The sequence below is a fragment of the Paenibacillus sp. genome (assembly GCF_048976745.1).
Classification (GTDB): domain Bacteria; phylum Bacillota; class Bacilli; order Paenibacillales; family Paenibacillaceae; genus Paenibacillus.
Window position 1 is genome coordinate 120,669 of sequence record NZ_JBHGUU010000012.1, and the last position, 11,799, is coordinate 132,467.

General features: G+C 51.8%; 11 protein-coding genes. All 11 read left to right on the plus strand.

Annotated elements, in window-relative coordinates; all coding sequences use genetic code 11:
• Positions 1-17 precede the first annotated feature (17 nt).
• The 11 genes from ACE3K2_RS19770 to ACE3K2_RS19820 all read left to right on the plus strand — a co-directional run bounded on the left by ACE3K2_RS19770 (position 18) and on the right by ACE3K2_RS19820 (position 11,748).
• Complete coding sequence (locus ACE3K2_RS19770) at positions 18-665, plus strand: precorrin-8X methylmutase (RefSeq protein ID WP_278297837.1); 648 nt, start codon at positions 18-20, stop codon at positions 663-665.
• Between the two features lie 536 nt (positions 666-1,201).
• Positions 1,202-2,338: a cobalt-precorrin-5B (C(1))-methyltransferase gene (locus tag ACE3K2_RS19775; protein WP_421893993.1), complete on the plus strand. Its 1,137-nt coding sequence runs from the start codon at positions 1,202-1,204 to the stop codon at positions 2,336-2,338.
• Positions 2,301-3,584 (plus strand): precorrin-6y C5,15-methyltransferase (decarboxylating) subunit CbiE, encoded by a 1,284-nt coding sequence (gene cbiE / locus ACE3K2_RS19780; protein WP_421893996.1) that lies wholly within the window; start codon positions 2,301-2,303, stop codon positions 3,582-3,584. Before ACE3K2_RS19775 ends, cbiE begins: the two co-directional genes overlap by 38 nt.
• Before the next feature lie 107 nt (positions 3,585-3,691).
• On the plus strand, positions 3,692-4,411 hold the full coding sequence (cobI, locus tag ACE3K2_RS19785) for a precorrin-2 C(20)-methyltransferase (protein ID WP_421894315.1): 720 nt from the start codon (positions 3,692-3,694) through the stop codon (positions 4,409-4,411).
• Entirely contained in the window at positions 4,408-5,205 is a 798-nt protein-coding gene (gene cobM / locus ACE3K2_RS19790) for a precorrin-4 C(11)-methyltransferase (RefSeq protein ID WP_076332461.1), read from the plus strand. The genes cobI and cobM overlap by 4 nt, the downstream gene beginning before the upstream one ends.
• Positions 5,198-6,286 carry a cobalt-precorrin 5A hydrolase gene (locus ACE3K2_RS19795; protein ID WP_421893999.1) on the plus strand — a complete coding sequence of 363 codons (1,089 nt, stop codon included), beginning with the start codon at positions 5,198-5,200 and terminating at the stop codon, positions 6,284-6,286. The genes cobM and ACE3K2_RS19795 overlap by 8 nt, the downstream gene beginning before the upstream one ends.
• Before the next feature lie 262 nt (positions 6,287-6,548).
• Entirely contained in the window at positions 6,549-8,066 is a 1,518-nt protein-coding gene (locus tag ACE3K2_RS19800) for a cobyrinate a,c-diamide synthase (RefSeq protein ID WP_421894002.1), read from the plus strand.
• A 153-nt stretch (positions 8,067-8,219) separates the two neighbouring features.
• Positions 8,220-8,942: an SDR family oxidoreductase gene (locus ACE3K2_RS19805; protein WP_421894005.1), complete on the plus strand. Its 723-nt coding sequence runs from the start codon at positions 8,220-8,222 to the stop codon at positions 8,940-8,942.
• A gap of 43 nt (positions 8,943-8,985) precedes the next feature.
• Positions 8,986-9,624 carry a ThuA domain-containing protein gene (locus ACE3K2_RS19810; protein WP_421894008.1) on the plus strand — a complete coding sequence of 213 codons (639 nt, stop codon included), beginning with the start codon at positions 8,986-8,988 and terminating at the stop codon, positions 9,622-9,624.
• 72 nt (positions 9,625-9,696) lie between these two features.
• The gene (locus ACE3K2_RS19815) at positions 9,697-10,077 is read left to right on the plus strand and encodes a phasin family protein (RefSeq protein ID WP_091012767.1); all 381 of its coding nucleotides are present in this window, start codon (positions 9,697-9,699) and stop codon (positions 10,075-10,077) included.
• Entirely contained in the window at positions 10,078-11,748 is a 1,671-nt protein-coding gene (locus ACE3K2_RS19820; RefSeq protein ID WP_421894013.1) for an ABC1 kinase family protein, read from the plus strand.
• The last annotated feature ends 51 nt before the right edge of the window (positions 11,749-11,799 follow it).

Consider the following 11,799-nt stretch of genomic DNA (forward strand, 5'->3'; position numbering starts at 1 on the left):
GAAGGAGTGAAATGCACATGGATTTCAAAACGGAATTTAAACCGTTGACCGTACAACCACAGGAGATTGAGGGCAAAAGTTTTGAGATGATCACGGAGGAACTGGGTGAGCATCCGTTCACGGCTGAGCAATATCCCGTGGTACAGCGTGTCATTCACGCCTCGGCTGACTTCGAACTGGGCCGGAGCATGGTGTTCCACCCGGATGCCATTCAAGCAGGAATTGCAGCGCTTCGCGCCGGTCAATCCGTCATTGCTGATGTACAGATGATTCAGGCTGGTGTAAGCAAGGATCGCATTCGCGGTTTTGGCGGAGACGTGCATGTACATATTTCCGATCCGGATGTGATGGAGGAAGCCAAGCGCTTGAACACCACTCGCGCAATTATCTCAACACGTAAAGCGAATCAACTATACGAGGGCGGCATTTACGCCATTGGTAACGCGCCAACCGCTTTGCTGGAACTGATCCGTCTGGTCAAAGAAGGCGAAGCCAAACCTGGCCTGATCATCGGTATGCCCGTCGGTTTCGTATCCGCAGCGGAGTCCAAAGACGAGCTGCGCAAGCTCGACATCCCGTTTATCACCAACATCGGCCGAAAAGGCGGAAGCACCATCGTTGTAGCCGCCCTGAACGCCATCTCCCTGATGGCAGTGAAGGCGTAGTCGTTTTAAGTAAACGCCCGCAGGTTAGTAGAGGCAATGGTGACGCAAACAAACGAGCGTTACGAACCTTTAACGAACCTCAACGGACCTCACAAACCTTATATCGGTCCAGCCAAGAGTTGGGTTTGCAGATAACCGCAAAACTGCGTAACTACATTCCAAGCCAAGTCCTACTGGCGTGGAATGATTAGTTACCCAATATAAACCTCAGGGCATTGTTTAGCCCAGAGGTGGCATTATGCACTTGTGCCAGGTGGATGCAGAAGCAGGTAGCAGCGAAGGGGACGGAATCGATTCTGAAGAAGCGGAGCGGTCGCCTAAAAGCTTTCTGCAAGAAAGCTACTTCGGAAGCATACACTGTCTCCGGATTTCTCCCTTTTGGAAAAGGGAATCAAAGAAATCTGGAGACAACAGCGATCATAAGAACGATCCGTACCCGTAGCGGCCACCCAAGCTCCCAAAGCCACCACCCACACACGCAGCGTAATGCCACCTCATTTAAACTAGCTAATTAAAGGACGGGAGGTTCAAACCCCATGATAGGCGGCAATACACCAGACCCCGACAAACCAATGCGTTCCGGTTTCACCACAGGAGCGTGCGCCACAGCGGTAGCCAAGGGAGCAACGCAGCTCCTGTTAACAGGTGTTATTCCGGCACAGGCTGTGGTTTCATTGCCCGCGGGCTTTGACCACTCGTTCGAACTGATCGAGCAGGAACTGACCGATGGCGTAGCGACTTGTGCCACGATCAAAGACGCCGGGGATGACCCGGATGCTACACATCGGGCGAAGATTATCGCTCATGTGTCTTGGCGGGACGAGCCGGGCATGGAGCTGGATGGGGGCATCGGCGTAGGTCGGGTCACCAAGCCCGGACTTCCCGTGCCTGTAGGCGAAGCGGCAATCAATCCCGTTCCGCGCCGCATGATCACTGAAGCCGTTACTCAGGTGCTCGCCGAACACGGCACAGCCAGAGGCGTGCGGGTTGTGATCAGCGTGCCGGATGGCGAAGAGATGGCCAAGAAGACACTGAATTCCCGGCTCGGTATTCTGGGCGGCATCTCCATTTTAGGTACACGCGGCGTGGTTGTTCCGTTCTCCACCTCTGCTTACAGAGCGAGTGTGGTGCAGGCAATCTCGGTTGCTCAGGCATCCGGATGTGAACATATTGTGCTGACAACAGGCGGCAGTAGTGAGAAATACGCGATGAAAATGATGCCCGAACTGCCGGAGGAAGCTTTTATCCAGATGGGCGACTTTGTCGGCTTTGCGATCAAACACGGGAAACGGCTGGGCATGAAACGCATCACGCTGGTTGGGATGCCAGGCAAATTTGCCAAAGTGGCCCAAGGCGTCATGATGGTGCACTCCAAGAGTGCGCCGGTGGATTTTGGATTTCTTGCGTCCGTGGCCCGCGAGACCGGAGCCGGAGATGAGCTGGCGCAAGCGATCGAGGAAGCCAACACGGCAACTCAGGTGGCGGACATGATGACTGAGGCCGGGTACTTACCCTATTTTGAAAAGTTATGTACATACGCCTGTCGGCACTGTTTGGAACATGCCGGAGGCGGCGTGACGGTGGAAGTGGTATTGGTAACGATGAAAGGAATGGAACTGGGGAGGGCGGAAATCAGTGAACTCGAAGACAGCAACTGGAGCAAAGAATCGTAAAATCCGCATTATCGGCGTGGGTGAAGAAGGCGCGGCAGGATTAACAACGGAGAGCCTGAATCTCATTCAGGAAGCAGATGTACTTGTTGGCGGAGAGCGCCAACTACAGTATTTCCCGGCATTTGCGGGTGAAAGGTTAGCGATTAAGAGCGGTTTAAGCGATCTTGCTGTGAAAATAAAAGCGTTACAGGCCACACACAACGTTGTTGTGCTTGCCTCGGGTGACCCGCTGTTCTACGGCATCGCCGGGTATTTAGCGCGCAAACTCGGCCCGGATCAGTTGGAGATCCGGCCTAATCTCAGTTCGCTGCAGCTGGCATTTGCCCGGCTTGGCGAGAGCTGGCACGATGCCGCGCTCGAAAGCGTGCACGGTCGCCCGCTCAAAGGCCTCGCACAGCGCATCGATGGCAAAGCCAAAATTGCGCTGCTCACGGACGAGCACAACAGCCCCGCTGCGATCGGGGCTTATCTGCAACAGTTCGGCATGACAGAGTATGATGCCTACGTTGCCGAGAACCTGGGCGGCGCAGACGAACGTGCCCGCCATTATACCCTGGACGAGCTGGCGGCAGCAGAATGCAGCCCGCTGAACGTCGTCATTTTGCTGCGCCGCAAGGATGCACCGACGCCGCGTAAAGGCTTCGGGTTTGCAGATGAAGAATTCCATCAGCGCAAACCCGAAAAGGGCCTCATTACCAAACGTGAAGTCCGCGCGTTCAGCTTATCCGAGCTGAAACTGGGCGAGGACAGCATCGTGTGGGATATCGGCGCAGGTTCAGGCTCGGTGGCGGTGGAGTGCACGCGGCTGGCGCCGCGGGGCCAGGTCTTCGCCATCGAGAAGAACGAAGGTGACCTCGTGAACATCGAGGCCAACCGTGTCAAATTCCGGACCGATTTCACCGTCCTTCATGCCAAAGCACCAGCGGGGCTGGACGAACTACCGCATCCGGATGCGGTGTTCATTGGCGGCAGCGGCGGCGAACTCGGCCAGCTGATCGCCCTGTGTGCGTCCCGGCTGCGCCCCGAGGGACGCCTCGTTGTCAATGCAGCGACCATCGAAACGCTGCATGACAGCATGAAGGCGATGCGCGAAGCAGGCATGGACGCCTCCGTAACGTTACTTCAGACGGCGCGCAGCAAGCCGATCCTGAACATGACCCGTTTTGACGGATTAAATCCGATTTACGTGATTACAGGACAATATATCGCAGCAGAAGAAGCGCAAACAGCGAACGGAGCAGAGTAGTTTGGCAAGGATTGAAGAAGGGGGAGAGCAGCATTAGCACAACAACAGCAAGCACAACAGGAAACACAGCGTGGGGAAGCACTTCCGCAGAACCATTGGAAAATAAATTGTCCGATCACAAAGCCATCGGTACGCTGTATGGCGTGGGTGTTGGGCCGGGAGACCCGGAACTAATTACCGTGAAAGCATATCGGATGATCCGGGAATGTCCCGTGGTTGCTTATCCGAAGAAACGTAAAGGCGGTAAATCATACGCCCACGAGATCGTGGAACTGTATGTGAACCCGGAAGAAAAAGAGATGCTTGGCCTGATCTTTCCGATGACGAAGGACCCGGTTGTGCTTGAACGCGAATGGGGCAAGACGGTTGAAGCATGCTGGGGCGCGCTGAAGGAAGGCAAGGATGTTGCTTTTGTAACCGAAGGAGATCCGAACCTGTACAGCACATTTATTCATCTGGCCCGGCTGATGCGAGAGCTGCATCCTGAAGTGCCGATTAGTTCAATTCCTGGCATCTCATCTGTGTTGGGTGCAGCGGCTGCACTGGATATCCATCTGGCCGATGGTGACGAGCAAGTCGGCATTATTCCGGCTACAGCGGATAAAGAAGCGATGCGGCAGGCGATTGAGCATCACGATACGATTGTATTTATCAAAGTGGCAAAGGTGCTTGACCCGATGCTGGAACTGTTGGACGAGATGGGACTGGGCGGCAAAGCGTCGGTGGTTACCAAAGTCACTTCTCCATATGAACTCGTCTGGCGTGATGCCCGTGAACTGAAAGGGCAGGAGCTGGAATATCTGAGCCTGATGGTGGTGAGCAAATGAAAACATTGGAAGCGAAAGTCTACATTGTAGGTGCGGGCCCGGGCGATCCGGAACTGATTACGGTGAAAGGTTCCAACATTTTGAGAAGTGCGGATCTGGTGCTGTATACGGATTCTCTTGTGAATGACGAACTGATCGCAACCGCGAAGCCCGAAGCAGAAGTGCTGCAAAGCTCTGGCATGGATCTGGAACGTCAGGTCGAGCTGATGTGTGAAGCCACTCGCGCGGGCAGAAGTGTGGCCCGTGTGCATACGGGTGATCCGGCAATGTACGGCGCAATTCTGGAACAAATGGTACTGCTGAAACAGCAGGGCGTGGAATATGAGATCATTCCGGGTGTGAGTTCGGTCTTTGCTTCGGCCGCTGCGTTAGGAGCTGAATTGACGGTACCGGAACTCACACAGACCGTTATTCTGACACGTGCAGAAGGCCGTACCCCTGTGCCTGAACGGGAGAAGCTGCGTGATCTGGCGTCCCATCACTGTACGGTGGCGCTCTTCCTGAGTGCAACTTTGGCGAAAAAAGTCGTGGTTGAATTCCTCGCGGCAGGCTGGAGCGAAGATACACCTGTGGCAGTCGTGCAGCGGGCAACATGGCCTGATCAGAAGATTGTACGGACCACGCTTGCCAACCTGGCAGCGGATCTGCGTGCCGCCGGCATCACAATGCATGCGATGATTCTGGCAGGCTGGGCGCTTGACCCGGATCTCGTGAACCGGGATGCCCACCGTTCCAAGCTGTACGATAAATCCTTCACCCATGGCTATCGCAAGGGAGTGAAGTCCGGTGAGTAATCCGTTTGCAGCCGTTGCCATTACGAAACATGGTGTAGAGATGGTGCGTAATCTGTCAGGGCAGTTCCAGGGCACGGACGTGTATTATATGAGCAAGTTTGAACGCGGGGATGAGGAGCAGCTTGGTTATCAGTTGTTCGAAGGCTCGGTGAAGCTGATTTTACCTGACTTGTTCAAACGATATAATGGCATTATTCTGTTCATCTCCCTAGGTGCGGTTGTACGTATGATCGCTCCGATTCTGGTGGACAAAAAAGTTGATCCTGCCGTCCTGGTCATTGATGACCGCGGCGAAAATGTTATCAGCGTGCTCTCTGGTCACCTCGGCGGTGCGAACGAGTTAACTCGTCAGGTCGCGGAAGTGCTCGGCGCACGTGCCGTCATCACGACAGCTTCAGACGTGCAGGGCACCATTCCGGTGGACATGTTTGGCCGGGAGTTGGGATGGATCGTAGACAGCTTCGACAAGGCGACACCTGTCAGTGCGGCTGTAGTGAACGAAGAGCCTGTCGCCCTCATTCAGGAGACGGGGGAGCGAAACTGGTGGAAATATAACAAACCCGTACCGGATCATATCCGTGTCTTCAATAGCCTGGAGGAAACGGAATCCTTCCCGTTCAACGCTGCGCTGGTCGTCAGCGACCGACTGCTTTCGGCAGAAGAAGAGGAACGTTATCTCACCAATGGTGTATTGTATCGTCCGAAAAGCCTCGTGCTCGGCATGGGCTGTAATCGCGGCACATCTGTAGAGGAATTGGAGCAGGAAGTCCTCGCTACCTTGGAGGAGTTATCCCTTTCCGTGAAGAGTGTGCGCAACATTGCCACGATTGATCTGAAAAAAGATGAAGAAGGCTTGATTGCCCTATGCGCCAAATACGGCTGGGAACTGGTGACTTACACGCCTGCGGAACTGAATACCGTGAACCTTGCGAATCCTTCCGAGACAGTGTTCAAATATACCGGAGCCTATGGCGTAAGTGAACCTGCGGCGTTGCTTTCCTCCGGAGCGGATCATTGGCTGCTGGAGAAGAAAAAGAGCGGTAATCTGACGATCTCCGTAGCACGCGTTACATTTAAGTAGAGATATGCATGAAGTGAATCTATTTTACACAGGAACTGCGATGACAGAACAACCTAATGAATAAAGAGTATGCATTAATCTTGACCGCATCGCTATGTGATGCGGTTTTGTTTAGATTATAGAATTTATACGTTTTCAGCGGAGCTGAAGGATTCGATAATCGCAAGAAAAGCAACAACTAAAACACGAATGGTTCATCCTTGATAGAGCTTCGATGAGGAAGCTTTTGTTATATGGAAGAAAAGACGTAAAGGTGGAATTGATGATGACCATTTCAGATCAAAACGCCAGACCCCGACTGATTATTGCAGGCACCGGAAGTGGTGCAGGCAAAACGACAGTTACCTTGGGGCTGATGAGAGCACTCGCTCAGCGTGGTTTGAGTGTACAAGGGTTCAAGTGCGGCCCGGACTATATTGATCCAACATACCATACCGCCGTCACGGGCAGACCGTCACGTAATCTGGATGCATGGATGACATCGCCTGAGTATGTGAGAGATACGTTCGAGAAGGCATCAGCGGGACATGATATTTCCATTATCGAGGGGGTTATGGGCCTCTATGATGGCAAAGATCCGCTCAGCAATACAGGCTCAACTGCAGAGATTGCTCTGGTGACACAGACCCCTGTGATCCTGGTTGTGGATGTACGCAGCATGGCTCGCAGTGCGGCCGCGATTGTATTGGGTTTTCAACAGTTGGAGCCTGCATTACATATTGCCGGAGTGATCGTCAATCGTTGTGGAAGTACAGGTCATTATACCATTGTGAAAAAAGCCATTGAGCAGATGTGCGGCATTCCGGTAGTTGGCTGGCTAAAGCGGGACGAAGATATGTCCATCCCCGAGAGACATCTGGGACTGGTACCTGCCATTGAGCGCGGTGAACTGGAGCCATTATTCCAACGTGCTGCCGATGTGTTAATGGAAGGCACCGATCTGGATCTTCTGCTGGAGCTGGCGGCAAGTGCTCCGCCTTTGAATACAGCAGATTGGAGCCCGGCCACTACTGCGGACACAGATTCAGCCAGTGCTGAAACTGGCTCAAATTACGATTCACATTCAGACTCAGTGATCCACGTTAATCATCGACATGTATCTTATGCCGTACAGCCTGTGATTGCCGTTGCGCGTGATGCGGCATTTAATTTCTATTATCCCGATAATCTGGAATTGCTCGAAGCAGCCGGAGCCAGATTACAATACTTCAGTCCGCTCGCTGGCGAAGATATTCCAACGGATGTGGATGGCATCTATTTGGGTGGTGGGTTTCCCGAGGAATTTGCAGCAGAGATTGCCTGTAACCAGAAGTTTCTGGAAGGGCTTCGTCAGGCAGCACAATCGAACATGCCGTTATTTGCCGAATGTGGGGGCTACATGGTGCTCGGAGAAACGTTAACCAACCGTGAAGGTATTACTTTCGAGATGGCGGGTATTATCCCCGCACGGGTGCAGATGCAGAAGAAGCGCGCTGCGCTTGGCTATCGTGAAGCGAGTGGCGTTCAGGATTCTTTTTTGCTGAAAAAGGGCGAAGTACTTCGGGGGCATGAATTTCATTATTCCACGATGACCTATCGTGAAGAAGAAACGATTCCTTATGCGTATGAGACCAAGGGGTTACGTGGTTTGAAGCAAGAGGGATATGCCGCTGGCAACATCGTGGCGGGGTATACGCACGTTCATCTGGGCTCTTACCCGGCAGCCGCTCGAAGATGGGTGGAGCATTGTTCAGCCTATCGGCAGGAGCGATATGGGTCAGGAATAATAACAGAGCAATAAACTGTTCAATTCAATAAGCAGAATGGCTCTAATCTTACTTTTACCTCATGAGTCTTTGGTCGTGAAGTTGGCGATCCCATTCTGAATTAAAGGTTTTCAGATGAATATGTGGAATGAATAAAAGACAGAATCATTTTGCGAGGGAGGGACATCATGATGAGAACCGTATGTGTAACGGGAGCTGCCCGGGGATTGGGACTCTCTTTGACGGCACAGATGCTGAAGAGAGGGTATCTTGTGTATGCGGCTGGTCTGGACGTGGAAGATTCCGAGGGACTTCGTATGCTTGCAGAAGGGTATCCTGACCATTTGCGAGCGATCGAATTGGATATTGCGGACGACCTGTCGGTGGCTCTGTTCACAGAGACATTGAAGCTGGATACGAATCATTTGGATATGCTAATCAATAATGCGGCTATACTAGGGAATATTACGGATCATATCCGCGGGCCGTTGAATATGGCGGAGATGGCTGAAGTATTTAATGTAAATACCTTAGGTACACTGCGCGTGACTCATGCCCTGTTACCCCTCCTTCTTCAAGGACAGGTCAAGCTGATTGTTGATATCTCTTCTGAGGCTGGAAGTATAGAGCAATGCAGTCGGGATGGGTGGTATGCCTATTGTATGTCCAAAGCTGCTTTGAACATGCAGGCCCGTCTTGTGCACAATGGTCTGAAGGATGAAGGCGGACAAGTGATGCTTGTGCATCCCGGTTGGGTACAGAGTTATATGCGGGGTGAATTGGATGCTTCTGCGGATCTCACGCCCGAGCAATCTGCACAGCATATCGCAGTACTTATCGACCGCCATGAACAATTTAAAGGAGATCAGCCCGCATATGTGGACTACAAGGGAGAGAAGCTCCCCTGGTAGTTGGTTTTATACAGTGAGGTGAACAAGAAAGGAGATTGATTGAATGGATCATCGTAAAAAAGCGTTACTACTTGGCGATTATACGCATCCAGATTGGCATCCGCTACAGGGTGTAGATGCGGAGATTAGCCGAATTTTCCATGATACTATGACTGTGCAGTGCAGTGAGAATCGAAATATGCTGCTGCAAGAAAATATAACCGGGTTTGATGTGTGTATCTCATACATGGACGATTGGAAGGGAAAAGTCTCTCCACAGCAGACAGCAGGTTTGTTGTCCTATGTAAGTAATGGAGGTGGACTGGTCATTATACATAACGGCATTTCGCTCCAAAATCGTTATGAACTCAAACAGATGATCGGTGCCAAGTTCCTGCATCATCCGGCTTATGCACCACTTGAATTCACCGTGACGGATGAAAGCCACCCGGTGACGGAAGGGATTACAGCGTTTACCATGGAAGAAGAGCCGTATCAGTTTGAGTTTGGTTCTTTTGCCGAAACGAAGATACTGCTGGAATATCAATCCGAAGAAGGACCGAAGCCTGCGGTTTGGGCGCATCGTTATGGTGTTGGACGTATTGTTTATCTTATGCCGGGTCACCATGTGCCGTCGTTTGCACACGAAACGTACCGTAAATTACTCCTGCAAGCAGGCAAATGGGCTGCACGTTACGTCTGATCGGACGGACATTTTTTGCATGCGAAGCTTAAGGGGTATAATATAGAGATCAACGAAGAGGAGGATGACAAAATGAGCGATTTGTTCAAAAAGGCGATCTCGTTAGGGCTTGGTCTTACTGTTGTAAGCAAAGAAAAAATTGAGAAAACCGTGGATGATTTGGTCAAGCGCGGGGAACTTGCGCCCGGTGAATCCAAAGCTTTGGTTGAACGTCTGCTGGAACGGGGCGATGAAGAGCAAGGCCAGTTCAAGAGAATGATTCAAGAACAGGTCAAGCGCGTGCTTCAGGAAGCGGGTGTGGCATCCGAAAGTGATGTAACCAGTCTGGAACAACGTGTTGCCGTCCTGGAGAAAAAACTTGCTGAACTGGGCCACTCACCACAGCTTCAACCTGATGAATCCCCGGCTCCACTTGAAGTTCCTCCTCCTCTCAAAGGAAACGAGATCGAGTAGATGGCAGTGCGAATCAAACATGTCGGCAGATACCGTGAAATTGCCATGGCGCTGGTGCGTCATGGCTTCGGTTATATGGTCGAGGAGCTGGGGTTGTTCCAGCTGCTGGCTCTGCCCAGACGGTGGATGTCGCGTGAAGCACACACGACCAAAACGCTGAGTGAACGCATCAGGCTTGTGCTGCAGGAGCTGGGGCCAGCTTTCGTCAAGCTGGGGCAACTCGCAAGCACAAGGGCAGATCTATTGCCCGAGTCTGTCATTCGCGAGCTGGTGAAGTTGCAGGATCAGGTCCCGCCGTTTTCTTCCGAGACGGCACGGGGTATTTTGGAACAGGAATTGGATACACCGCTGGAGGAGATCTTTTCCCGGTTCGAGGATACCCCTGTAGCTGCGGCCAGCATTGGACAGGTACATCTGGGCAAACTTCGAAGCGGTGAATCGGTAGCCATCAAGATTCAGCGGCCGGGCATATCGCGTATTGTGCAGCGTGACCTGGATATTTTGCGTGAGCTGACAGCCATGGCCGAGAAACGATGGGACTGGGTGAAGCAATATCAGATTCCGCAAATGGTCGAAGAATATGCTGAGGCGTTGATGGCTGAGCTGGATTATACGGTCGAAGGCCGGAATACAGAAAAGATTGCACAGCAATATCAACAGGACAACAAGGTGAAAATCCCGGCAATCTACTGGGATCAGACCTCATCACGCGTACTCACGATGGAGTATATCGAAGGTATCAAGCTCAATGATCGTGAAGAACTGGTCAGACGCGGCCATGATCTGAACAATATTGCTGAGCGGCTGGTGGACTCATTATTGAATCAAATCTTTATTCATGGATTCTTTCACGCTGACCCACATCCAGGCAACCTGATGGTATTGAAGGATGGACGTCTTGCCTTTATCGACTTTGGTATGGTGGGCAGTCTGAGCGATGAAATGAAACAGCAGCTTGCTTCGCTTATTATTGGCTTAATGCGTAAAGATACGGACAGTATGATCCGGGCCATTGAGAAGTTGGGCATGATGCCAGATGACATGGATTTGCGCGGCCTTCATGTGGATTTGGACAAGTTGCGTACCAAATATTATGATATTCCCTTTTCCAAGATCAGTGTGGGTCAAGCGTTGAATGATTTGTTCGGCGTAGCCCAGAGGCACCGGGTTGTCATGCCTGCCGATATTCTGCTGCTTGGTAAATCGTTGCTGACGATGGAAGGTGTCATCGAACATCTCGACCCTTCCCTGAGCATTGTAGATATGGCCGAGCCTTTTGGACGAAAACTGATCAAGGAACGTTTTAGCGCCGGAAGAATCAAGAATCGATTGTTCCGCAGTGCCTCTGATATGGCCGAAAGTGTCATCGGTCTGCCAGGACAGTTAAGGCAGTTATCATCCATTATTAGCAAAGGCAAGCTGAGACTGGAGATCAGTGTCCCTGAACTGGATGCCCTCATGCGCAGAATGGACCAGATTAGCAATCGGCTGTCCTTCAGTATTGTGCTGCTCGCCTTCTGTATCATCATGGTGGGTTTGATTATTGGTTCTTCAATCAGTCATCAATCCACGATGCTATGGGATATTCCGGTCATTGAGATTGGTTTCCTGGTGGCGATTCTGATGGTGGCTTTCCTGCTCTATTCGATATTCAAATCGGGCAGGTTCTAGAAAAAAATCATAAAAATCCGACTATCATCCTCAAAAGGGAAATGTCGGATT